The organism is Flavobacterium mesophilum (genome assembly GCF_039581405.1).
GTDB lineage: Bacteria > Bacteroidota > Bacteroidia > Flavobacteriales > Flavobacteriaceae > Flavobacterium.
On record NZ_JBCPXZ010000008.1, the window covers coordinates 195,329 to 222,317 of the forward strand.

Here is a 26,989-nt window from a genome sequence, read left to right on the forward strand (position 1 = left end):
AAACTTCTTTTTAACGATATATAATAATTCTAAAATTCCCTTTTACAGAAATGCTTTTATAATCAATACTTTACAAAAAAGGCATTCCTTTTGTTTTTGCAAAACCAAATTTGCGTTGCTTTCTAGAAAACAATCTTAAATGTGATCTTATGTATTTATCCAACAAAAAAACGATTATGTTTATCACGGGGGCGTTTGTTAGTCATTCTTGTTGGGAAGAATGGATCGTTTTTTTTAAAAGCAAAGGATACAAAACCGTTGCGCCACCTTGGCCATACAAAAATGAAACATCAGAAACTTTAAGACAATCCCATTCCAATTCTAAAATTGCCAATCTTCGACTAAACGATTTGGTGGATTATTATACTGAAATTATTGAAAAATTGCCTGAAAAACCCATTTTGATTGGTCATTCCTACGGCGGACTTTTAGCACAATTATTAATTCAGAAAGACCTCGCTTCTGTGGGAATCTGCATGCATACCATTCCTCCGGCAGAAATCGTTTATTTCAATTTTTCTTTCTATAAAACAATTTGGAACACAGTTTCATTTTTCGATTCAACCGACAAAACCTATTTAATGCCTTTTAAAAAATGGCAATTTTATTTTGCTAATGAAATGTCATTTGAGGAACAAAAGGAAACCTATGAAAAATTAGCTATTCCAGAATCTAAATTAGTTTTGAGGGATATTTTATCTGCCGCTTCAAAAATAGATTTCACAAAAAAACATTGTCCTTTATTGTTTGTTTCTGGCGCAAAAGATCACTTTATTGTAGCTTCTATTCAATATTCAAATTTCAAAAAGTACAATAATGTTCATTCCATAAGTTGCTATAAAGAATTTCCCGAAAGCAATCACTTGGTTTTGAAACAAGAAAATTGGAAAACTGTTGCTGAATTTATTGCGAATTGGCTCGAAAAAATCGCTTAACTGATTTCTCTCTTGATTTCCAATTTCTTAATTTTCGAATTCAATGTCGACGGATGAATGTCTAAAATCTCGGCAGCGCCACCCGCTCCAGAAATTTTTCCGTTGCATTTCTTCAAAATATAAAGAATATAATCACGCTCATTTTCTAAAATAGTTTTAATAGAAAATGGCTCAGAAGCTGGCTCTGGATGCATTTTTGAAGACATTGAAAGTTCAATTTCTTTAATTGTATTTCCTTCTGTCAACAAAATAGCGCGCTGCATAACGTGCTCGAGCTCCCGAATATTTCCTGGCCAATTATAATTCATGATTTGCTGCAATGCAAAATCAGAAAGAATTGGTGTTTTACGGCCTAATTTTTCGCTATACATTCTTATAAAATGATTTGCCAAATCTGGAATATCTTCTTTTCTTTTTTTTAACGAAGGAACAAGAATTGGAAAAACGTGCAAACGATAATACAAATCCATCCTAAATCTTCCTGCAGCAACTTCTTCTTCAAGATTTTTATTTGTTGCGGCAATAATTCTAACATCAATTTTTAAGGATGATGAGCCACCCACGCGCTCAATTTCTCTTTCCTGCAAAACACGCAATAATTTCACTTGAAGTTCTAATGACATTTCTCCTACCTCATCAAGAAAAACAGTCCCTCCATCAGCAAGTTCAAATTTTCCAATTCTGCGATCAAGTGCCCCCGTAAAAGCGCCTTTCTCATGTCCAAAAAGCAATGATTCAGCAAGGTTTTCAGGAATAGCGCCACAATTAATTATAACTAATGGTTTGTCTTTTCTTGGAGATAAAGCGTGAATGCTTTGTGCAATTTTTTCTTTTCCTGTTCCGCTTTCACCTAAAACCAAAACAGAAGTATCAGATGGAGCGACTTTACGGATGTAATTAAAAACCGAAATCATTTGTGAACTGTTGCCAATAATTCCTTCGAAACCTTCGGCTGTTTTTACTGTTTTTGTGGGTTTAATTTCTTTTTTATCAACAGCTAAACTCAAATCTTGTTTGGAATAAATTTTATTGATAAACTGAGAAAAAGTATGTTCAAGAGAACTCAAGAGTTTTAAATTTTCTTGAGAATAGACATTTAAATTTCTGCTATAAAAAGTAAAATGATAGCGCTGAATCGATGCGACTGCAATAGGAAAAACCAAATATGATTTTATTCTGAAACTATGCGCTATAAGTGCTTTTATGGGTGCTTCCTGAAAATTATTGATTAATGATTCTTCACTATAAATAATCGGCTCTTTATCTTTTATTGATTTGCTGTAGGTTTCATTTAATTCTTTTTCTGAAACTGCCGCAATTTGCGAAAGCTTTTTAGAATCGATAATTTGGTACAAATCTATATTTTTTCGAATAATCCCGAGATTGTCATAGTTTGTAGAAGTTACAAATCCGGTTTCTAAATAATCAAAAGGAATATAAGTTTGAATTATTTTGCCAAAAGCCAGCAATGCTTCTTCTCTTTTTAAATTTGAATTTATGATTTCTGAAATTTCTTTTTGAAGTTGAAATTGTTGCATCAACTGAGTTTCTAAACTATATTGCTGACGGTAAAACGCAATTTCCAGCGTAGTGAGAACATCTTGTTCTCGAAATGGTTTTACAATAAATCCGTAAGGTTGTGTCATTTTAGCCTGATCTAAAATACTTTTGCTAGAATTGGCCGAAATAAATATAAATCCGATATACTTTTCTTTGAGGTAATGTGCTAGTTCAATGCCATTTCGGCTTCCTTTCAACATAATATCCAAGAAAACCAAATCAGGTTTTTCAATCTCAATTTGCTCTAAAGCTTGGTCAACTGAACGTGCAATTCCCGTTACTTCATAATTTGCCTTTTCGAGAATTAATTGCAAATCATGTGCTTCAATAAATTGATCTTCTACAATTAAAATTTTCCTTTTAAAATTAGATTCGGGCGAATTTTCAGTATGACCAGAAGCAATTTTCATTTTTGTGGTATTTTTAGTGTTATTACAAATCTAAAACATTGAGATAAAATTACTTAATTAATCGAACTAAATTAACTTTTTTGCCAAATAAAAATCATAAAAAAGAGTTTTAATGTGAATTTTCTTGATATTTTTTCAAGCAATCAGTTGCGTTTATTTCTATATTTGTTTTACCAAAAACCTAATAATAAATCGTTTATGAAACTTCGTTTTACTTTCTATTTGATTTTAGTAAATGTTTTCGTCTCTTCAGCGCAAGCTCCATCTGTTTCTCATTATGATTTGAAGAAAAAAAGACTATTAATCCAATTTTGCTCGATCTATTTGTACAATGCAAATCAAGGCACGATTGACGCTGACAGTTCTGTAGTTTTAGCCTGTAAAGCTTATAAATTACCACTATCACTAGCTTATGATGAAGGTTTTAATGATGGCAAGAAACTTATTGGAAGCGATTTTATTAATAATGGAAATATTGATTCAGCAAAAAGACTTCTTTCAAAAACAAAAGACGAAGATCGCATTAAGCTTCTTTTTCAGCTTTCTAATTTTTATCTTTTCAAACCCGGTTCAAAACCAGACGATCTTCAAAATGCTAAAACTTATATCGATCAAGCTACTATCGAATCAAATGACTTAAAAAACAAAAAATGGCAACATGAAAGTTTATTGTTGCTTGGAAAATTCTATTACCAAGCAAACAATCAAGCCGAAGGAAACAAATGCTTTTTGAAAGTTATTGAGGAATGCAGAAAGCAAAATGATCAATTGGGTCTCGCTCGAGCTTTAGACGCTTATGGAACGCTTTTATTCAATTTAGATCCTCAGAAAGAAAAGATTCTGGAAGAAGCGATTTCAATTTATGCTTCGTTAAAAATGGAGGAAAAAAGGATTGAAAATTACGCTAAAATTACAACCATTTATTTTTGGGGAGGAAAAGTAAATGAAGCTAAAAAAAGGCTTTATCAAAATCTTATTGATCTAAGAAAGATCAATTTTAAACACCAGCAATTTACCGAGACTACTATTTCCTTTATTGCAATAAATCAACTCGATATGAAAGTTGCGCTCTATTATGCTTTAAAAAGTGTAAAAAGAATGGAAGCTGAAAAAGATTTCACCCTTGGGGATGTTTACTACATGCGTCTTGGAGATGTTTATAATATACTTGGTCACCATGAGGAAGCATTAGAAATGTATGATAAAAGTATCGAAATTGGGCAAAAAACTTTAGATAGTGGTTCGTGGTACAAAAGTTTTTTTGGCGCCATTGGAGCAATATCAGAAAAAGGGAAAGATAGAGAAGCTCTTGATTATATCAATAAAATGACTGCAAAATATCCTCCCAAAAATACTTTTGATAAAATGTCAATCGCCTATATTAAAGCAAATTGTTATGAAAAAATAAAAGATTATCCAAAAGCAGAGAAATACTTTAAGGAAATGGATTTTTATGCCAAACAATTGAAAGGCACAGAAACTGCGAGAGAGCTTATTCATCAATATATTTTTATGGGGTTATTTTATGCCAACAGAAATAACCTAAAAGAAGCCCGATTTTATGCGGACAAAGTTTTGGAGCTTCGTAAAACTTATAGAAAAAATTATAATTCAGAAGGTTTTCAGGTATTGCTATTTCGTTTGGATTCTCTTAACGGAGACTATAAAGGAGCTTTGAAACACTTTCAAAACTATAAACTTGTAAGTGATTCTATGTTTAGAAGCAAGAAAAACAAAGAAATAGAAGAACTTAAAATTGCTTATGAAACTGGAAATAAAGAGCAAAAAATCAAACAATTAGATAAAGAAACTAATTTGCAGGAAACTGCATTAAAAAAATCAAAATTATTGAATACGGTTTCAATCTCAAGTTTGGTTTTATTGGTATTAATTATTGGATTATTATACAACAGATACCGTTTGAAGCAAAAAAATAATGCTGAACTCGAATTGAAAGAAAAAGAAATCAATCTTAAAAACATCAATCTTAGACATTTATTAGACGAAAAAGAATGGCTTTTGAAAGAAATTCATCATCGTGTGAAAAACAATCTTCAAACGGTTATAAGTCTGCTAAATTCTCAATCTGCTTATTTGGAAAATGACATGGCACTTTCGGCTATTAAAAACAGCCAACATCGAATTCATTCAATGTCTTTGATTCATCAGAAATTGTATAATTCCGAGAATATTTCGACTATCAATATGCCGAATTACATCAAAGAATTGGTCGAATATTTACGCGAATCATTTTCACTTGGACAACGAATTCGATTTGAGTTAAAAATTGATCCATTAGAATTAGATGTCGCACAAGCTGTTCCGCTTGGCTTAATTTTAAATGAATCGATTACAAATTCGATCAAATATGCTTTTCCAGATGATAAAACAGGAATGATTTACGTCACTTTGGTAGCTACTTCTGAAAACAAATATTTGTTGACAATTGCAGATAACGGAATTGGATTTGACACCAATATCGGCGCCAAAAAAATCAATTCATTCGGATTGAGTTTGATAAAAGGTTTAAGCGATGATTTAGATGCAAATTTCTCTATGGAAAATAAAAACGGAACGATATTAAAAATTGAGTTTTCGAAAGAATTTCCAATAAACGAAAGAAGAAGATAATTTGATAACGAAATCTCACTAATCTAAAATCGTTTAGCGAAATATAGTGCTTTCTAATCACAAAAAAATCTATAACCCTACTGTTTATAACTATTTTAACCGTGGCATATAAATTGGTTTTCCTGGAATAATAGAAATTCTAACTTTAATCAAATCATATAATCATGTCAAAATCAAAAACGATTGTACTTATTCACGGAAATTTTGTAAATGAAAAAACATGGACAGATTGGAAAAAGTACTATGAACAAAAAGGATATACGGTTTACGCGCCTTCAAATCCTGGACACGACGGTGATCCTGCAGCATTAAGAGCAAAAGTTCATCCGAATTTAATTCAAACTGGATTTATAGATGTAGTAAACAATATCAGCAGTTTGATAGATTCTTTACCGGAAAAACCTTTAGTTATAGGCCACTCTATGGCAGGAATGGCAACTTTGAAATTAGTCGAACTAGGAAAAGCTTCTGCTGGAGTAAGCATTGATGGCGCACCACCTAAAAATGTTTTTCCTCCATTTCAAACTTTAAAAACGGTCATACCTGCATTTGGTTTCTTTTCATCAAACAAATATTTTATGGGAAGCAGAAAGTGGTATGACTATGCTTTCTTTAATACAATTCCCGAAGCAGAAAAAAGTAAAGCTTTTGAGAAATTTGCTGTACCTGAAAGTTATAAAGTAAGTCGGGAATTGGTTTTGAATTCTTTTTCAAATATCAATTTCAAAAAATCGCACGAGCCTATCTTATTTATTGGAGGTGGCAATGATCACATCTTTCCTCCTAACCTCACAAAAACTATCGCGAACAAATATACTGAACAAGCAGGTCGCGTTGACCTCAAAATATTTGATGGAAAAAGTCATTTTATTTGCGGAGAGCCTGGCTGGGAATCCGTAGCCGATTATATCTTAAATTGGTATGAAGCGCTGTAAATTTTCAACTTAAAAAAGCAAATGGGCTTTTGTCAAAAATTTTCTTGACAAAAGCCCTTTTTATTTTTCGGACAAAGTCAAATAGTACAAATGACAGGCTTAAAAACAAATCAATAGCCGTTTGTTACAAAACAATTATAACAAACTGATTTACAGATAAAAATTAACACTTACGTAATACATTTACTATAAAATCACGTATTTCTACGCATTCATATAACACTGAAAATCAAGTACTTTGTTTCATCAAAAACTTTAAAACAGATTTATTATGGATGAATACATGGGAACCATTAAGGCTTTCGCCTTTCCTTTTGCTCCGCTAAATTGGGCATACTGTAATGGTCAAATTATCTCAATTGCAGAAAACGCAACTTTGTTTTCCCTGCTCGGAACCACTTTTGGAGGTGACGGTATACAAACTTTTGCACTGCCTAATTTACAAGGAAGAACTACTATTGGTATTGGAACAGGTGGTGGTTTAGCACCAATTGTTTGGGGACAAGTTGCTGGAACTGAATCCACAACTATTACCACTGCAACTATGCCGAGCCACACTCACGTTGTCACTGCACCCGCTGCAGTTATTTCATGTTCTATCAACGCTTTAGCCGGAGGTACGGTAACTAATGACTGTGACAGTGGTTCTAATTCTTTTGCGAGTGGAGGTGCAACTGCAAACATTTATTCTGAACCAAATGTAAACTATGCAAAAGTCGGAGGTGTAACCAATACAGTTAGTGGCGCTACTTCTTTTACTGGAAACAGTATTCCTGTTGAAATTAGAAATCCGTATTTAGGTATTAATTACTGCATCTTGTTAAGTGGAATTTTTCCACCAAGAAGCTAATAGAATATCCCAACAACAAATAAAATTTATTCTCAAAAAAAAAAAAAAAATAACCTATTTAAATAAAAAAATCATGGACGAATATATTGGAACTATAAAAGCATTTGCATTCGATTTTCCACCTAAAGGATGGGCACTTTGTCAAGGTCAAATCATGGCAATATCTCAAAATACAGCATTGTTTTCATTAATTGGAACTTTTTATGGAGGCAATGGAACAACAAATTTTCAATTGCCTGATTTAAGAGGCCGTTCTATGATAGGCCAAGGTCAAGGACCTGGATTATCAAATATCACTATAGGTGAAGTAGATGGAGCTGAGAATGTAACTTTAACTATAAATAACTTGCCAACTCATAATCATGCTTTAGTATCTGGTAATGGTGCAGGACAAGTTGCAGTTGCAACAACTATTAATGCATTAAACGGAGGTACTATCACTAATGATTGTGACAATGGTTCAAACTCTTTTGCAAGTGGCGGTGCGACAGCAAATATGTATAGTGAACCAGGCGGAACCCCAAGTGCAGTTGGCGGTATAACAACTACTATTAATGGTGCTACTGGTCTTGCAGGAAACAACAATCCTGTTGCAATTAGAAATCCATATTTGGGTGTCAATTTGAGTATTTGTTTAGCAGGAGTTTATCCATCAAGAGGTTAATAAATTATAAAAACAGAGGCAATAAATGTCTCTGTTTTTTAAATAGTAGTTGTTATGAATAAAGATATTAAAATTGGACTCCTGATTCCTAAATCACAACAATACCCAACATTAGATCGAGATTTTATGAGAGGATTAAAACTCAATAATCTCGATGTAAAGTTTTATGTGGAAAGTATTGGGATAGGTTCCGATGAAAAAATAATAATTGAGAAAATCCAGAAATTAAATCTTCAAGAAGATATAAATATTGTAGTTGGTTTTTTTGGACATTATAACATGTCGAGAGTTTTTGAATATGCTTCAAACAATGACATTCTTCTAATTGCTGCAGATCTTGGCGCAACAATGCCCTACGGAACAACAACTTATAAAGGTGTTTACTTAAACTCGTTAGGTTTAACCGAATCTTGCTATCAGTTAGGCAATTATCTGACCGCGAAAAAGTATAAAAAAATTGCGAGTGCAACTTCTTATTATGATTCAGGCTACGGTTTGTTATCAGCTATAGAACATGCTTTTACCGAAAACACAAATTTTTCGGGGCATTACGTAACTCCCTTTATTCCGAGAGAAGACGAAGCGATACATATGAATCAAAATATTACAGCTCAGGAACCTGATGCTGTTTTTGCATTTTATAGCGGATTGTACGCTGATGAGAATGCCGATTTTATCAATCAAAACAAGATTGCTCAAAAATATCCTTTTTACGTAACGCCATTTTTTATTAATAACAAAATTTTAGAACAGTTTAAAAGTAATCCTCATGAACTATATATAGTAGGTTCATGGATGCAGAATAGTACGCAAGATTCAGATTTTGAAACAGCGTATGAAGAAACCTACTCGGGAGTTCCGACTGTTTTTTCTGTTTTAGGGTATGAAAACGGGTTAATCTTAAAAAACATTCTTACCCAATCAAATTTCAATACCAATACATCCAACTTAATCGATCATATAAACAAAATAAATATTGAAGGTCCTAGAGGAACAATTCAATTTGATCAGGATACCAATAGAACAATATATAACAATCACATCTACAAATTAAATTTAGACACCCTAAGTAATATCAGCTTTGAGAAGATAGAAACATTAGTTAATGTAGGATCTTTTATTAAAGCAATTACTTCTCATAAAGAGCCTGTCCAAGTTACGGGCTGGCAAAACGCTTACTTATGTCATTAACCTAAACCGTATATTATGAAACAAAAATTACTCTTGTTTTTTATATTCTTATGTACATTATTAACCCTGCCAAAAGCTAATGCTCAGGCTTTGGGTGCTGGTGATATTGCATTAATAGGATATAATACTAGTCCGTTAGATGGTTTTTCTTTTATTACCTTAAAAGACATTCCTGCAAGCACGGTAATCTATTTTACAGAACAAGGTTGGGGAGCTACAACCTGGGTTACTGGAAGTACCGAAACACACTTACAATGGACAGTCCCAGCCTTTACTCCTGCTGGCACAATAGTTTCTGTAATGGAAACCGCAGCTGATACTTTTACAGTTACCGGAACTTCTGGTATAGGTTTGGCTTCAGGATTTACAAGCTTTAACCTTTCGGCTGGTGATCAGATTTTGGTATATACATCGGCTTCAGGGCCAAAACCCGTTTCACCAAATATGCCAACATTTCTTGGTGGTGTAAATGGTGATTATAATTCTGCTGACTACGATGCAACAACACATTGGAATCTTTCCACTACTTCTGGTGGGCCTTCAAGTGCTATACCATTAGGACTTACTAATGGACAAAATTGTGTTGCTTTATTCCCTGCTCCAGGGCCTGAAATTGCTAATAGCAAATATAATGGCACGCTTACGGGTACAGTTGCCGATTTATTACTCAAAATAAACGATTATAATAACTGGATACATGACGCTTCAACCAATTATGCTATTACACCTGCAAGCTATCCAACACCAGCAGTTACCACAACCGTTTTAGCTACCGTTACATCTACTGCAGCTACAAGTATCAAATCTGTTTCGGCAGTTTTAGGCGGTGAAGTTACTGGAGATGGTGGCGATACATCGGTAGAAAGAGGAATTGTGTGGGCAGCAACTGCAAATCCAACGACATCAAATACTAAAGTGCAAATAGGAACCGGAACAGGAACTTTTAGTACAGTTGTAACAGGGCTTCCTGCATCAACTACAATACATTTTAGAGCTTATGCAAAAAACAGTTCAGGAACTAGTTACGGAAGTGATTTAACTTTTACAACTGGTACAGCTTTAAGCACCTCATCGACATCACAAGTTGATATACTTTGTAATGGTGGAAACAATGGATCTGCAACCGTTGTTGCTACTGGTGGTACTTCTCCTTATACCTATTCATGGGCTCCTACTGGAGGAACTGGTGCAACGGCAAATAATCTTGTAGCAGGAAACTATGTTGCTACTATTACAGATAATGAAGGAACATCAATTACAAGAAATTTTACCATAACACAACCTCAGGTGTTAACTGCAATATCATCTAAAACAGATATTACTTGTAATGGTGTAGCAAATGGTATTGCTACTGTAACTCCTAGCGGAGGAACTGCTCCTTACACCTACTCATGGGCTCCATCAGGAGGAACTGGTGCAACTGCCAGCAATCTAGCTGCGGGAACTTATACTGTAACTATAAAAGATAATAACAACTGTCAAATTACAAGAAACTTTACATTAATTGATCCTCCAGCATTAGATGCTACGCAAGGAGTTATAACTAAAGTTTCTTGTAATGGAGGCTCTAATGGTAGTGCGAAAGTAAACGTAACCGGAGGAACTGGAGCATATACTTATTCATGGGCTCCATCCGGAGGAACAGCTGCAACTGCATCAGGGCTTTCTGCTGGAATATATACCGTGACGGTAACAGATGCCAATGGATGTCAAGATACCGAAACATTTGACATAACTCAACCATCAGCACTTGTAGCTTCATTTGGATCCCAAACCAACATAGGTTGCAATGGTAGCAGTACCGGATCTGCAACGGTTAGTGCAAGCGGAGGAACTCCTTCGTATACCTATTCTTGGGCACCGGTGGGTGGAACCGCCGCAACAGCAACAGGACTTGTTGCAGGAACCTATACAGTGACAGTAACCGATGCCAATGGATGTATTGCAACACAAAGTTTCACGATTACACAACCACCTACCCTAATTGCTTCACCAGTAGCTCAAACCAATATCGCCTGCAATGGCGACAGCACGGGATCCGCAACCGTGAGTGCAACAGGAGGAACTGGAGCTTATACTTATTCATGGGCTCCATCCGGAGGGACTGCGTCAACAGCTACAGGATTATCTGCAGGAACCTATACCGTAACGGTGACAGATGCCAATTCCTGTACCGCAACACAAAGCTTTACAATTACGCAACCGACAGCAATGTCTATTGTTCCTTCTCACACCGATGTCTCTTGTAATGGAGGTGGCAATGGAACTGCTACAGCAAGCGTAACAGGAGGAACTGGAGCATATACTTATTCATGGGCTCCATCCGGGGGAACTAATGCAACTGCTACAGGACTTTCAGCAGGAACCTATACCGTTACTGTGACAGACGCTAACGGTTGTACAAAAACACAAAACTTCACGATCAATGAGCCGACAGCTATCAATATCACTCCTTCTCAAATCAATGTGTCTTGTAATGGAGGTTCTAACGGAAGTGCAACTGCAAATGTATCAGGAGGAACCGGAGTATATACTTACTCGTGGGCACCAACAGGCGGGAGCAATGCAACTGCAAATGGTCTACTGGCAGGAACCTATACGGTAACTGTGGCTGATGCCAACAATTGCATAAAGACACAGAGCTTTACCATCACCCAACCAAATATATTGAATGCTACAACATCACAAACTGATGTATTGTGCAATGGAGGAGCAACAGGAACTGCAACCGTATCAGCATCAGGCGGAACTGGTCTTTATACTTATTCATGGGCACCTTCTGGGGGAACCGCTGCAACAGCTTCTGGTTTAGCTGTAGGTAATTACACTTGCACCATAACCGACAGCAACGGATGCTTCATAACCAGAAATTTCACTATCACCCAGCCTGCGTTATTGACTGCTAATACATCTCAGACCAATGCAACATGTTCTGCGGGAGGAGAAGCTACAGTAATACCAGCTGGAGGTGCAGGAAGTTACACCTATTTATGGTCTCCATCAGGAGCTACAACTCAGACTGCCATCAATCTGGCAGCAGGAAATCACAGTTGCCTGATTACAGATGCTAACGGATGCACCATTACCAAAAACTTTACCATAACCACAACAAATACCTTGGTAGCAACCACATCTCAAACAGATATACTTTGCTATGGTGGCAATACAGGATCCGCAAGCGTCATTCCTTCTGGATCGCCTGGACCTTTCACTTATGTTTGGTCACCATCTGGAGGAAATGCTGATACCGCAACTGGATTGGCCGCAGGAAATTATTCTGTAACTATCACCTCTTCTAATGGATGTTCCATTGTCAAAAATTTCACGATTAGTCAGCCAAGTGCCGTGACAGTTACGCCGTCTCAAACAGGCGTGACTTGCAACGGTGGTTCAAATGGTTCAGCTAGTGTTTCTGTAACTGGAGGAACCGGTGCATATACGTATTCATGGGCTCCATCTGGAGGAACTGCAGCAACAGCATCAGGACTTTCTGCTGGAACTTATACTGTAACAATAACAGATGCTAATCTTTGCCAGACAACACAAAGTTTTACTATTACTGAACCAACCACAATTACAGCAACCAAATCACAAATAAATGTTTCTTGCCACGGAGTTTCCAACGGAAGTGCTACTGTAACCGTTACTGGAGGAACTGGTGCATATTCATACTCATGGGCACCATCCGGCGGAACAGCTGCCACTGCAAACGGACTTTCAGCAGGAACTTACACTGTCACTATAAAAGACGCTAATCTATGTCAAACAACAGAAACTTTCATTATCAGTGAACCTGCCGTGCTAAGCGCTACGCCATCTCAAACCAATATTACCTGTAATGGAGCCAACAATGGAAGCGCTTCTGTAAATGTATCTGGAGGAACTGGAACTTATACTTATCTATGGTCAACAGGAGGAAACACCTCAACTGTGACAGGTTTGAACCCAGGAAACCATAGCGTAGTAATCACTGATGCGAATGGCTGTACCTTGACGCAGAACTTCACTATTACTCAGCCTTCCGCACTTTCAGCAACAGCGACACAAAGCGACACTTCTTGCAATGGCGGAGCTAACGGAATTGCTTCCGTAAACGTTACCGGAGGAACGGGTGCCTACACTTACATATGGTCGCCATCGGGAGGAAATTCAAATATTGCAAGCGGACTGTCTGCAGGAAATTATAGCGTATTGGTTACCGATGCCAATGGTTGCACTCTAACACAGAACTTTACAATTTCACAACCTAATGCATTGGTATTGACACCTTCCAAAACAGATGTTTCCTGCAATGGCGCCAACAATGGAACTGCAAGTATTTCAGTTTCTGGGGGAACTGGTGCTTACACTTATTCTTGGGCGCCATCTGGCGGAACTTCAAATACAGCAACAAACCTAAGCCCTAATAGTTATACAGTAACGGTAACAGATGCCAATGGGTGCATTGCAACGCAAACAATCGTTATTGACGAACCGGCTGCACTTGCCGCAATACCTTCTAAAAGCAATGTTTCTTGCAATGGCGCTGGAAATGGAACTGCGAGCGTTTCTGTTTCAGGAGGAACCGGAGCTTACACTTATGCTTGGTCGCCATCTGGCGGAACTGCAGCTACAGCAACAGGATTAAGCCCCGGAAATTACAGCGTATTAATTTCGGATGCTAATGGCTGTACTTTAACGCAGAATTTCACAATTACACAACCTTCTGCACTTGTTGCAACAACCACTCAGACAGATGTTACTTGCAATGGTCTGAATAATGGTACTGCATCTATAACTGTAACAGGAGGAACTGAAGCTTACTCTTACTTATGGGCACCAACAGGCGGAACTTCTAATACTGCAACAGGGTTGAGTCCAGGAAATTATACTGTAACTGCAACTGATGCGAATTCATGTACTCTAACCAAAAATTTTACCATTTCAGAGCCAACGCCATTAATAGCAACACCATCGCAAACAAATGTGTCCTGCTACAATGGCGCAAACGGCTCCGCTTCCGTTAATGTGACTGGAGGAACTGGTTCATATGTTTATTCATGGAGTCCATCTGGCGGTACTTCAAATACTGCTAACGGATTGAGTCCTGGAACCTATAATGTAACCATTACAGATGCAAACTCTTGCTCTGTCACACAAACTTTCGTCATTACAGCTCCTGCAAATCCTGTAAGTCTAGCAACTCTTGATGCTTCAAGTGTTACTGTCAGCGATGCAAACTTGTCTGGAACGGTAACTTCTGACGGAATTGACAGGGACAATGGCACTTGTCTAACAGAAGTAGGTTTTGTTTATGCAACACATTCTAATCCAACTATAGCAGATATAAAAATCACTAAAGGAAATTCGCTTGGAGCAATCGATTCAGCCCTAACTGGATTGAAAGGCAATACAACATATTATGTCAAAACTTATGCAATCAACAGCAACGGTTATGTGAACTACGGAAACGAAATCAGCTTTACTACAGAAAAATACAAACTGTTCATAACGGCTACAGCAGGGCTTTCAAAAGTTTATGGCACGGCCGATCCTGTATTCAGTTTTGCTGCTACCGGATTTGTAAATGGAGACACCAATGCAATACTGACTGGAAATCTTTCAAGAGATGCAGGCGAAAATGTTGGAACTTATAACATTAAAGCAGGAACTATCAACGCCGGAGCTAACTATATCATTGTTTTTGCAGGTGCGACTTTCGAAATTACCAAAGCAAACCAAGTTATAACATGGACACAAAGCCTCGATCTTGGATGTGATACTGGAAATTCTGTACAGCTTACTGCTGTTTCCAATAGCGAACTACCTATCGCCTACACGATTGCAAACACAGCTATTGGCGAAATTTCTGGAACGACACTGAATATCAAAAATTCCGGAAGTACAACCATTACTGCCAGTCAAAACGGCGACCAAAACTACAATCCAGCCACACCGGTTACAAGATCAGTTGTTGTGAGTCAGTCAGGACTTATCATACAACAATGGGCTGATGTCTTGTTATTTGACAATATAAGCAAGAACTATGTTGCTTGGCAATGGTACAAAAACGGATCAGCAGTCTCTGGCGCAACACGTCAATATTATAGCGAAGGCCAGGCATTGAATGGAACTTATTATGTTATTGCTACAGATAAAAACGGAAATTCAATCAAATCTTGTCCTTTAACATTGACTGGAGCGACTTTTACCAAGACTTTGAAAATTTATCCAAATCCTGTGAGATCTTCAAATGAATTTACGGTTGAATGCAATTTCAGTGAATCTCAACTTAGCGGAGCAACTCTAGCGATCTTTAACGTTGTCGGAACACAAATTCAGAGCGTTTCAAACGTAAAAGCCAAAAACCAACTTGTGGCTCCTTCGCAATCAGGAATTTATATTGTAATGCTTACCCTTTCAAATGGTGAGCAGAAAACAATCAATTTACTGGTAATCTAAAAAATGGGATTTAATTTAAAAAAGATGAAAATGAAGATCAAGATCGCAACAGCACTATTTTTATTATATAGTCTCCATATAAAAGCTCAGGAAATCACAGTCAAGCTGAATGGCGGACCGTCAGGAATTCTTTACGACAGCCCGATTGGCGACGGCGAGCTCAAATTCGGAGGCGGATTGGGAATCGGATATACGTATTTCTTCAGCAATCACTGGGGAATCAATACAGGTTTGGATTTCATGTACAATCAAAACAGCTTCAAGCTCAATGACGGCAACACCATCAATTCATACGAGGTTGATGACCAAGGATCAGCATTCGAGTACCAAGTTTCTCCAAAGAACTATAAGGAAGACCAACACTTTATGTCGTTTGCTGTTCCGGTGCTTCTGCAGTACAGAGCATCATTGGCCAGCCAGACGGAATGGTATTTAGGTTTTGGCGGGAAAATATTATTTCCAGGAAAACAAAAGATTAATGCTTCCGCAGATGAAATGCAACTCAGCGGTTATTATCCCGATCTGAATATTCTGATCGATGATCTGCCTTCGCATGGATTCGGAAAAGTCACCAACTGGAAAGATGAGGCCTCGATAAGTCTAGACCCAGCCTTTCTTATAAGCATAGAAACCGGGTTGACTTTTAAGCTTAAGGAAAACATGAAGCTTTACACAGGAGTTTATGCAGATTACGGACTGACAGATTTGGCCAAGAGCAATCCCAATGCCAATATAGTATCGTATAGTCCAAGTGGCATCAGTAACATACAGGCAGAAGGCGTTGTCGGAAACAGTAAAATTGTTCAGGAAACGCGTTACTTATCAGCAGGAATTCAGCTGAAATTAGGTTTTTCATTGAATAAGGCAAAACCTCAGCCTGCTGAAACAGCGCCATCTCAAAATGTAACTGAGACTGTTGCTCCAAAACCAGCACCAGCACCCGTGCCTCAAAATGCTCCAGAGCCAATGGCGAAGCCAAAAGAGATAACGGCTGAACAGCGCGCTTATATTGAAAAGCCTTTGTCTTTCAATGAAATCGGAAATACTAAGGTTACTCCTGAATTAGCAGAAAGACTTGATGGAATTGCCAAAATCCTGAACGAAAATGATGATGTTGAACTGAATGTGACAGGATATACCTGCGACATTGGAACTGAAAAACGCAATATGGAAATCGGACAACTTCGCGCACAAGCCGTTGCGGATTATCTGAATAACAAAGGAATCCAAAACAACAGAATTCACCTATTTTCTAAAGGAGAAAGTGAACCACTAGTTCCAAACACTCCAGCCGAAAACAAACCTTTAAACCGTCGTGTTTCTCTTGTTTTAATTGACAAATAAATTTGACCGTCCACATTTCTTTTATATAAAAGGAGCTATTTTTAACCAATAGCTCCTTTTTTTATTTTCTGATCATATCAGTTTGAAGAAAGAGATTACGCATGAAAATCCATATTTTTTTGAAGCCTTCTCTTTTGGCAAGTTTTCTTAAATATAAATCTACTGTTCCATCACAGATGCCGAAGATAAAATCTTAAAATCTGCATACTTCCAAGAATCATCAAAAGCAGTTTTAACTTTTAAAGCTTCACTTTCTTTTTTCTGCTTTAATAACGAATTGTACAATCCGATTAATGCCCAACCGTTTTTGCGCCAAATCTGCAAATCTTTCCGATAGACTTTTTCGGCCTCATTACATTTCCCTGCCTTAAGCAATATTGCACCTAAATAATGCCGAACCGAGAAAAACCAATCTGGCGGTTCATTATAATTGAGATTGTCTTCAATTGCTATCGCTTCATTTAATAACACTATTGATTTATTCAGATCATTCTTCTTTGAAGCAATTCCTGCTTGGAGAACTTTTGAAGCAATAATAGCAAGATCTGAAGTCGTGTTAATATTCCAAATAGTTAAATCTTTGAGCGTGCTGTTTTTTGATAACTTATCAAGAGCTGAAAACTCTTTTTCAGCATTCGGCAGATTATTTTTTCCAAGATAAGCCATGCCTCTTGCGTAATGCCAAATTGCCTGCGGATAAATAAGATCATTGTCTGGTTTTGGAAGCGCAATAATAGTATCCCACATGGCAAATTTTACAGCAATGTAATACGGAATTGTATAATAGTGTTGTAAAGTTCCCCATCCCGGCTGGCGCATAATCTCTGTCGAAATATGTTCTTGAAGTTTTTTAGAAGTATCCCACGCTAATTTAGAATTTCCTTCTAAAGCTGCAGTCGCAGTCAGAAAATGATAATTATGCGGATAATAAGCAAGCGGATAAGCTCCTTGTGCATGACAGACTGTTGTATAAATGCTGTCAATCTTTACGGCTTGAATATTTGAAAGCGATCCTTGATGATAATCTCCTGTGCGGATATAAATATGCGATGGCATATGTACCAAGTGCCCAGAACCAGGAACCAAAGTCTCTAATAACTTAGCACTTTTCAACGCTTTTTCGGGCGTGTTGGAAGCTTCTAAAGCATGAACATAAAAATGATGTGCACCTGGATGTTTTGGATTTCTCAACATTAATTCCTGCAAAATTTCAACGATTTCTGGGGTCCATTGTTTTATTGCTCCAGTTTTTTTTTCGTATAAATCCCAAGGATGCAAATTCATTAAAGATTCGGCATAAAGCGCCCCAACATCTGGATCTGTTGAAAATTTAGCATATACTTTTTTCATCGCTTCGGCATAAGCTATATCCAATGGTTTGCGGTCGGCAGGAGGGTTTGCAACATATCTTACTGCCATTGCGTCTATAAGTGCAATTTCTTTTGGAGAACATTTTGCAGAAAGCTTTTTGGCTTTTTGAACCGCATCATAAGCACGCTGAAAATTATCTTCTTCCATACCGGCGTTATAATTTGGCCCTAAAACATATGCAAACCCCCAATATGCCATCGCACAATTCGGATCCAATCGTGAAGCTTCGTAAAATGATCTTGCCGCTTCGGCATGATTAAAACCGTAAGCCAACATCATTCCTTGATTGAAATACTCTTGAACTTCTGAATTATCAGTTGAAATTTTAAAATCTATTCCTTTGAGACCTTCAAATTTTGGTGCTTTTTTGTTTAGCGAATACCAATCTTTATCTGAAGTTTTGGGTATTAAACATCCTTGTACAGCCGTAATTTTTGTTGGCTTTGTTTCTACATTTTTGTTTTTGCTACAAGAAAATACAAGAAAAACAGCAATTAGTAAGTAAGAGTGCTTCATAACAAAAATTATTTATATTAATAAATCAGTCAAAGAATTCATTCTTCTAACAAAAAAAATTGGTTATACAAAATTACATAAATTATTGTTTTTCAAATAAATACATCTAATAAATTGATATATCGTTTTAATTAACTAAAGACAATTATGAAATAAAAAAGAATAGATTTTCAATCCATTTGCATCAAATAGAATTGTATTTTTATCCATATACTATTTAAGCCTATTCACTACATCAAAATTGACTTTCAAAATGAACAATCAAATAGTTGACAAACAAACCGCAGAACATTATTTATGGGGAGACAACTGCGACAGTTGGATTTTAGCAGATACTGAAGGACTTTCAGTCAAACAAGAAAACATGCCTCCCGCAACTAGAGAAAAATTACATTTCCATACCCAAGCCCAACAATTCTTTTTTGTATTAAAAGGCACAGCAACTTTTTATTTGGACGAAAATAAAACAATTGTTACTTCACAAAAAGGAATATTGATTCAGCCAAAAACAAAACATTACATTGCTAATGAAACTTCGGAACAACTTGAATTTCTTGTGATTTCACAACCGACAACAAATAATGACCGAACTACAATTGAAGAGTAATATTTTTACTCTTCTTCTTTCTCTTCTTCGTCTTTCATTATAAAACTTCCGTCATCGGGATATTTGATGGTATTTTTTAATTCTTCAATACGCTTTGGATTAAAATAGGGCAATTGCAATTCGTTGTTTGCTTTCCATTTTTTGACAATTTCCGAAACTGCAACAGCTTTTTCATTAGAAGAAGTAGTATCGCGCGCCATATAAATAGTTTGCGACGGATAAGCCAGTGAAGTGCCACTTTTTTCTATGATATCCATCATACGCAGTAAAACATCTTCTTGTGCTTCTTGTGATTTCTCCAAACTAATTGCTTCGATATAAGCTGTAACCTCAACTTTCAAAGCATCAGCGGTAATTCCCGTAAAACGAACTATTGGCGGCGTGTCTAATATTGCAGGATGCGCATATAACAAAGATCTAATTTCCACTAAAAGATAACGCATTTGATCGGGCGTTGTTTCCATTCTAAAACCTAATATCGGATTAAATATAAAACGGTCGCGGTGCGCATAATTTTCAATTTTGCTGGCCGATAATTGCCCATTCGGAATAGTAACAATTGTTCGAGCAGAAGTTCGTAATGTTGTAGAGCGCATTCCGATTGCTTCTACTGTTCCTTTAATATCATCAACTCTGCAATAATCTCCCACACGAATGGGTTGATCAGCAATAAGACTTACACTTCCCACAAAATTTTCTATCGTTTTTTGTGCTCCGAGTGCCAAAGCAATCCCCCCGATTCCTAGTGCCGCAAGTCCAGCTGTAACATCTACACCTATAATACCAAGTATCGCAATAATTCCAATCACAATAATAGCGGCCTTAGTAGTACGATTTAAGAATAAAATAGTAGAAACAGCAGAGAGGCGTCCACTTAGACTCATTCTCTTACGAGTAAACGTACTAACAAAGTCGGTTATTCTCCAGAGCAGTATCAAAAAAGCAATTATTCCAATAGTAATTATAATGATACTATAACGCTGACGAACCACAATAGAAATTCCCATGCGTTGTGTAAATACTACAAATAAAATAACGGCAAGAAACATTTGGATAGGCAATTCAAAAGCTTCAATTATGGCTCTGCCTTTATCGCTCTCTGCTTTTTTCCAAATTTTTTGAATCAAAAAAACGAATGCAAAAAGCAACATTTTAGAAAGCAAGTACGATACCACCATCATGACAACAACAACTAACCAATGTCCTAAAGGAACATTTCCTAATTTCTTTTCTAATAAAAAATCAGGCAATACTCGATCTAAAAATGTCTTTTCACTTGTAACATCAGCTGAAGCTATCGCATCTACTGTTTCAGCAGAAAAAAGCCATAAAGCAGGCTCGCTATCATCAGATTGATTTTCTACATAAAGCTGAATTACGATTTTATTAGTCGATATATTTCCAATCAAATCTACGCCAATGGCCAGATCATCATCTGTACGTCCTGTTTCTTTATTGCTGATAATTGATGAGGGAGATAAATTACCACCTTGATCCAATAACAACTGAAAACTCTTTGCTATTTTTATTCTCTCTGCAGTTTTGCGATACGAGCGCTTGCTTAATACAAAATACTGGCTGGCACGCAAATAATTTTGTTCACCAATTGCTTTTATAAATCCGTTTACTGTTCCTTGAGGCGTTCGTCTTCCGAGGGAATCTTCGGGTGCTTTTTCGGGTGCTTCTGTAGTGGTTTTGGCAGCTCCCAATAATTGAGACGATACCGTATTCGGCATAACTAGTAAAGTCAACAATAGCAGCAAATTAAACAAAAAACGCTTGGCATCTAAAATCATATGAATTTATTTTAGCAGTTTAATCTCCTAAAAATAAGAAATCTACAAGAAAAAAGAAATCTTTAGGCGAGAAAAATAACAATGCTAATAATTCCATAAACAAAAAAGACAGCGATATAATTACCACTGCCTTTTTCAAACTAAATTGTATTTTTAAATTCCGCTGATTTTGGAATTTGGAACTTTATTTTTGGAATTTAAACCTATTGTGCACTTTCGTTCATCACCTTCATCAAAAGCGTATAAGCATTTTCTATCACCAATTTTGATGAAGCAGTAATTACTTCTGAAGAAAATTGTTTAAAACCATTTTGTGCAATTCCCGATTTTACCTCAACTATTTTATAACTATTAGTTCCGTTCTCTTCAAAAACATAGCTTTTGCCTTTCCAATCAACAATAGCATTTTCAGGCAAAGTCAATTGTTTTTTGTTGGAGATATGAATATCAGCATTTATAAAAAGTCCAGGCAAGAATAATGAATCATACTGATCTAATCGTGCAATAACTTCAGCGGCACGATCTTTATTCAAGCTGTGATTGATAAACTGAATTTTCGCGCTGTATTTCTTTTCAGAATTAGAATTACTGTATACTTCCAGTTTTTGTCCTTCTTTAAGAGATTGAACATCTTTTTCAAAAACATTAAAAGTCAACATTACATCTTGAATATTCGTTAATTCAAAAAGCATTTCTGTTGGCGAAACATATTTGCCGGTATTAATATTTACTTTAGAAACTAAACCATTTACAGGAGCAACCACATTAATTGCTTTTGTAATGTTTGAAGCATTCAATCGGTTTACATTAAGACCTAAAAGTTCTAGTTTTTGTGCCAATGAAGCCATGGCAATTCGATGTGTTTCACGTTCAGCTGTGACTTGTTCAAAAACTTTGTCGCTGCTTGCTTTTTTCGCATTCAGCTCTTTCTGACGACTAAATTCCAAATTCGCTGCTTTGAATTGTTCTTTTGCCATTAAATAATCTTGCTGTAACTGAATATACTGCATATCTTCGATTACTGCCAAGATTTGTCCTTTTCGAACATGCATTCCTGTTACAATATTCGTCTTTTTAATATAACCTCCTAACGGGAATGTTACATTTACCAAGCTGTTTGGCGGCACTGTAACTTCACCCTGAAGCTGCACAATCGCGCTAAGTTCTTTTTCCTGAGGATTTCCAATGACAATTCCAGCATTTTTAGCTTGTTCAGCTGATAAGGTTATACTATTTTCAGCTGTTTTTACTGCTTCATTCTGTTTATTTTCTTCTTTTTTACCGCATGATGCCAGTAGTAGCACAACAGTTGTAAACGCAAAAATGATTTTCTTTTTCATTGCATTATAAGTTTGTTATCGTTTGCAAGGTGATCAAAGCCTTGTTGTAATTATTTACCGTATCCAAATGTTCATTCTTAATCGTAATTGCTTGATTTACGACCAAAACCCATTGCAGATAATCAATATCTCCGTTGCGTAACTGACTGTTCGCCGCATCAATAATAGTTTGTGCATTTGCCAGTCCTTCACTTTCATAATATTGCAGGCTTTGTTTGTATTTTTGAACTTCTTTAGAAGCATTTTGTATTTGCGTCGAAACTTCAATTTTTACTGCTTCTGACTGTGCTTCCAAGTTTTGATATTCCGCTTTTGCAGCTTTGCTTTTGGCAGACTGACTACCAAAAAACAAAGGCACGCTCACTCCTGCTGTGATATAATTAAATCGATCTCCCGAACCATAATACACTTCTTCACCTGCTGCATTGCTTTGAAAACCTGTAATACTCAAATTATTATAACCAAAATTTAAATCTGGCATCAACCTCGCTTTTTCAGTTTTCCAACGCCATTTTGCAGCTTCGGCTTCTTGTTTCCAAATTTTTGTCATCGGCAATTCATCTGTATTTTTAACTTCCGAAAGTTGGCCTGAATCCATTTTTAAATTTGTTTTTTGTGGTGCGTATTGTTTGTCATCTTGCAACAAAGCATTAAACGAACGAAGCGCAATATCCACATCAAGTTCCAGCATATTCAGCTGATTGGTATAAAACTGCCTTGCTGATTGTGAAGCACTTTTCTCCAAAACATTCGTTTCTCCAGTTTTAAATCGCAGTTGTGATTTTTCTTCCATCAAACGATAAATACTATCTGCATAATGTAGAAGATCACGTTTGCTGTTCAACCAAACCAATTCATAATATAATTTACGAACCGAGGATTTTACTTCCTGTTGTGTCAATTGATTTTGTGCTTTTGCGGCTTCAGCTCCAGCTGTAAAGGCTTTTTTCTGGCGAGAATATACCGTTGGGAAATTAATCGTCTGGCTGATTCCAAAACGTGTATCATTCATTCTACTATTAAATTGTCCGTAATCGGCATCAATTTGTGTTTTTGGAAGATCATAAGCAGCTTTATTTAAAAACGTTTTCGATTCTTCATTGAATTTCGCTGCTTTGATTCTACTGTTATTTTTAAGAGCAATTTCAATAGCTTGTTGTAGCGAAATTTTTTCTGTCTGTTGTGCATAAATTCCATTAAAACCATTTAACAGAAATAGCGCAACTATAATTGTTGAGATGTTTTTCATTTTCTTTTTCTTTCTAAAAGATTTCATACTGTACGTCATCAAATAAATCGCCGGAAGTACAAAAAGAGTCAATAATGTAGCAGTCACCAATCCACCAATTACAACAGTCGCTAAAGGACGCTGTACTTCTGCACCTGCACCATTGCTGAGTGCCATTGGCAAAAATCCTAAAGAAGCTACTGCAGCAGTCATTAATACTGGACGAAGTCGGTTTTTAGTTCCTGTGATAATAACATCAAAAGGATCTGTGATTTCTCCTTGTTTTTGGATTCGGTTAAATTCTGATATCAATACAATCCCGTTTAAAACCGCTACTCCAAAAAGAGCTATGAATCCAACTCCTGCTGAAATACTAAACGGCATATCGCGCATCCATAAAGCAAAAACACCACCAATTGCCGATAACGGAATTGCAGTAAAAATGATAATTCCTTCTTTAAATGATTTAAAGGCAAAATAAAGTAAAGCGAAAATCATCAATAACGCCACTGGAACAGCAACTCCAAGTCGGCTTTTTGCTTGTTGCAGATTTTCGAAAGAACCTCCATACGTAATATAATAACCGGGATCCATTTTGATTTGCGCATTGACTTTTTGTTGTAATTCGTTTACGATACTTTGTACATCGCGTCCTCGGACATTAAATCCAACGATAATTCTACGTTTAGCATCTTCACGTTGAATTTGGTTCGGACCTTCAATTTCCTGAACTGAAGCCACTTGATACAACGGAATCTGAGTTCCTGATGGCGTCGCAATTAAAAGATTCCTAACATTTTCAATTCCCTGTCGGCCACTGTTTTCAACTCTTACAACCAAATCAAAACGTTTTTCGCCTTCATAAATATTTCCGGCAACGGCTCCAGCAAAAGCGGCATTTACCGTTCTATTAATATCTTGAACATACAAGCCATATTTCGCCATTTCTGCCCAATTGTAGTCAATCACGATTTGAGGCATTCCGGTTACTTTTTCGACATACAAATCGGCTGTTCCTTTTACAGTTTTACTTATGGCACCAAGTTTCTCTGAATATTCATCTAGTTTGTCCAGATCTTCACCAAATATTTTACAAACGACATCTTGTTTAGCACCAGTCATTAATTCGTTGAAACGCATCTGAACTGGGAACTGAAAACCAGTCGTAACGCCCGGTGCAACTTCTTGAACGGTTTTTGCCATTTTTTCTGCTAATTCAGAGAAAGATTCGGCGCTTGTCCATTCTGACTTATCTTTTAAAACAATAATCATATCGCCACCTTCAATTGGCATTGGATCCGTTGGAATTTCGGCACTACCGATTCGGGAAACTACTTTTTTAACTTCGGGATATTGTTTTTTTAATGATGCTGAAATTTTTACAATCGTTTCTGTTGTAGTCGAAAGATTGGTTCCTAAGAGCAATCGGGTTTCGACAGCAAAATCGCCTTCTTCTAATTGCGGAATAAATTCGCCTCCCATCAATCCGAATAAAAATACGGCAAATCCGAACAGCACAACGGCTGTAACAACAATACTCTTTTTAATAGCTAATGCTTTTGTAAGCGCTTTTTCGTACCAACCTTCTAACCGCAACATCACACGATCAGAAAAATTAAGTTTGTGACTTATTTTTTTGCTGATGAAAAGCGAACTCACCATTGGCACATACGTTAGCGATAATATAAAAGCTCCTAAAATGGCAAACGCAACAGTCTGAGCCATTGGTTTAAACATTTTGCCTTCAATACCTTGAAGTGATAAGATGGGTAAATAAACAATCAGAATAATGATTTGGCCAAAAACCGCCGCGTTCATCATTTGCGAAGCCGAGCCTGAAACTTCCTTGTCCATTTCTTCCTGAGAAATGCTGTCTATCGATTTATATTTTTTAGAAGTATGCATATGGTGCAAAATGGCCTCAACAATAATAACAGCGCCATCTACAATAAGTCCGAAGTCAAGCGCTCCCAAACTCATTAAGTTCCCGCTTACGCCAAAAGTATTCATCATAATAATCGCAAAAAGCATCGCTAGCGGAATTACAGAAGCTACAATAAGTCCAGCTCGTAAATTTCCTAGAAACAAAACCAACACTAAAACCACGATCAATGCCCCTTCCATCAAATTATGCTCAACCGTTCCTATGGCATTGTCCACCATTTTGGTACGATCTAAAAAAGGCTCTATTTTAAGACCTTCGGGAAGTATTTTTTCGATTTCGGCGACTTTCGTTTTTACGTTTTCGATAACATTGCTGGCGTTTTCCCCCTTCAGCATCATCACAATTCCCCCAACCGATTCTCCAATATCATCTGTAGTTAAAGCTCCATAACGTATTGCCGAAGACAATTTTACCTCTGAAACATTTTTAACCAAAACCGGAGTTCCCGCTTGTGTAGTTTTTATGACAATATTTTCAATGTCTTCAATCTTTTTGGCAAGACCAACACTTCGAATATAAGAGACTGTTGGGCCTTTTTCTATATAGGCGCCTCCCGTATTTTGGTTGCTTCGGCTTAAAGCATTAAAGACATCACTAATTGTTAGATTTTGCGCTTTTAATCGGGCAGGATTTACAGCAACTTCATATTGTTTCAACTTTCCTCCAAAGGTTGAAACATCAGCAATTCCAGGAGTTCCAAGCAACTGTCTTCTCACTGTCCAATCCTGAATAGTTCGTAAATCGGCTAGCGAATATTTGCTTTCGTAACCAGGTTGCGGTTTTAAAACATATTGATAGATTTCTCCTAATCCTGTAGTTACAGGTGCCATTTCGGGCATATTGGCATTTTCGTCAATTTCGACTTTCTGCAAACGCTCGGTTACTTGCTGGCGCGCCCAGTATACATCGGTATCGTCATCAAACACAATTGAAACGACCGACAAACCAAATCTTGAAATACTACGGCTTTCCTTTAACTGCGGAATATTACTCACCGCTTGTTCAATTGGAAAAGTAATTAAACGCTCCACATCTTCGGCTCCTAATGACGGAGCCGTGGTTATAATTTGTACCTGATTATTTGTGATGTCTGGTACGGCATCAATTGGCAAACGGGTTACTTCAAACACGCCGTAGATAATCCACAGCAATGTAAAAATCCCAATTGCCAGTTTATTATGAACTGAAAACTGAATGATTTTATTAAGCATATTTTCTTTTTTGG

The 26,989-nt window shown here is 36.7% G+C and carries 14 protein-coding genes; 9 read left to right on the forward strand and 5 right to left on the reverse strand.

Annotated features, from left to right (window positions below; translation table 11 throughout):
• Positions 1 to 149 precede the first annotated feature (149 nt).
• Positions 150 to 935, forward strand: coding sequence for an alpha/beta hydrolase (locus AAYQ19_RS21240; protein WP_343539141.1), 786 nt, complete (start codon positions 150 to 152; stop codon positions 933 to 935).
• Here the strand turns inward: AAYQ19_RS21240 and AAYQ19_RS21245 are convergent.
• Positions 932 to 2,905, reverse strand: coding sequence for a sigma 54-interacting transcriptional regulator (locus AAYQ19_RS21245; RefSeq protein WP_343539142.1), 1,974 nt, complete (start codon positions 2,903 to 2,905; stop codon positions 932 to 934). The genes AAYQ19_RS21240 and AAYQ19_RS21245 overlap by 4 nt on opposite strands.
• 198 nt (positions 2,906 to 3,103) lie before the next feature.
• On the opposite strand from AAYQ19_RS21245, the gene AAYQ19_RS21250 reads away from it, so the two are divergent.
• The 7 genes from AAYQ19_RS21250 (at position 3,104) to AAYQ19_RS21280 (ending at position 16,961) form a co-directional block, all read left to right on the forward strand.
• The gene (locus AAYQ19_RS21250) at positions 3,104 to 5,536 is read left to right on the forward strand and encodes a sensor histidine kinase (protein WP_343539144.1); all 2,433 of its coding nucleotides are present in this window, start codon (positions 3,104 to 3,106) and stop codon (positions 5,534 to 5,536) included.
• Between the two features lie 164 nt (positions 5,537 to 5,700).
• Positions 5,701 to 6,471, forward strand: coding sequence for an alpha/beta hydrolase (locus AAYQ19_RS21255; protein WP_343539146.1), 771 nt, complete (start codon positions 5,701 to 5,703; stop codon positions 6,469 to 6,471).
• A gap of 271 nt (positions 6,472 to 6,742) precedes the next feature.
• Complete coding sequence (locus AAYQ19_RS21260) at positions 6,743 to 7,321, forward strand: phage tail protein (protein WP_343539148.1); 579 nt, start codon at positions 6,743 to 6,745, stop codon at positions 7,319 to 7,321.
• A gap of 73 nt (positions 7,322 to 7,394) precedes the next feature.
• Positions 7,395 to 7,985: a phage tail protein gene (locus AAYQ19_RS21265; RefSeq protein ID WP_343539150.1), complete on the forward strand. Its 591-nt coding sequence runs from the start codon at positions 7,395 to 7,397 to the stop codon at positions 7,983 to 7,985.
• Positions 7,986 to 8,039: 54 nt separating this feature from the next.
• Entirely contained in the window at positions 8,040 to 9,176 is a 1,137-nt protein-coding gene (locus AAYQ19_RS21270; protein WP_343539152.1) for an ABC transporter substrate-binding protein, read from the forward strand.
• A gap of 15 nt (positions 9,177 to 9,191) precedes the next feature.
• Positions 9,192 to 15,617: an MBG domain-containing protein gene (locus tag AAYQ19_RS21275; protein WP_343539154.1), complete on the forward strand. Its 6,426-nt coding sequence runs from the start codon at positions 9,192 to 9,194 to the stop codon at positions 15,615 to 15,617.
• Between the two features lie 30 nt (positions 15,618 to 15,647).
• On the forward strand, positions 15,648 to 16,961 hold the full coding sequence (locus tag AAYQ19_RS21280; RefSeq protein ID WP_343539155.1) for an OmpA family protein: 1,314 nt from the start codon (positions 15,648 to 15,650) through the stop codon (positions 16,959 to 16,961).
• Positions 16,962 to 17,120: 159 nt separating this feature from the next.
• Here AAYQ19_RS21280 and AAYQ19_RS21285 read toward each other — a convergent pair whose 3' ends face one another.
• Positions 17,121 to 18,848: a tetratricopeptide repeat protein gene (locus tag AAYQ19_RS21285; RefSeq protein ID WP_343539156.1), complete on the reverse strand. Its 1,728-nt coding sequence runs from the start codon at positions 18,846 to 18,848 to the stop codon at positions 17,121 to 17,123.
• Between the two features lie 253 nt (positions 18,849 to 19,101).
• Here AAYQ19_RS21285 and AAYQ19_RS21290 point away from each other — a divergent pair, with 253 nt between their 5' ends.
• Entirely contained in the window at positions 19,102 to 19,455 is a 354-nt protein-coding gene (locus AAYQ19_RS21290; protein ID WP_343539158.1) for a cupin domain-containing protein, read from the forward strand.
• Positions 19,456 to 19,460: 5 nt separating this feature from the next.
• Here the strand turns inward: AAYQ19_RS21290 and AAYQ19_RS21295 are convergent, their stop codons facing one another.
• From AAYQ19_RS21295 to AAYQ19_RS21305, 3 genes are all read right to left on the reverse strand, one after another.
• Positions 19,461 to 21,251 (reverse strand): mechanosensitive ion channel family protein, encoded by a 1,791-nt coding sequence (locus AAYQ19_RS21295; RefSeq protein WP_343539160.1) that lies wholly within the window; start codon positions 21,249 to 21,251, stop codon positions 19,461 to 19,463.
• A gap of 203 nt (positions 21,252 to 21,454) precedes the next feature.
• The gene (locus AAYQ19_RS21300) at positions 21,455 to 22,591 is read right to left on the reverse strand and encodes an efflux RND transporter periplasmic adaptor subunit (protein ID WP_343539161.1); all 1,137 of its coding nucleotides are present in this window, start codon (positions 22,589 to 22,591) and stop codon (positions 21,455 to 21,457) included.
• A 4-nt stretch (positions 22,592 to 22,595) separates the two neighbouring features.
• On the reverse strand, positions 22,596 to 26,975 hold the full coding sequence (locus tag AAYQ19_RS21305; RefSeq protein ID WP_343539162.1) for a CusA/CzcA family heavy metal efflux RND transporter: 4,380 nt from the start codon (positions 26,973 to 26,975) through the stop codon (positions 22,596 to 22,598).
• Between the last annotated feature and the right edge of the window lie 14 nt (positions 26,976 to 26,989).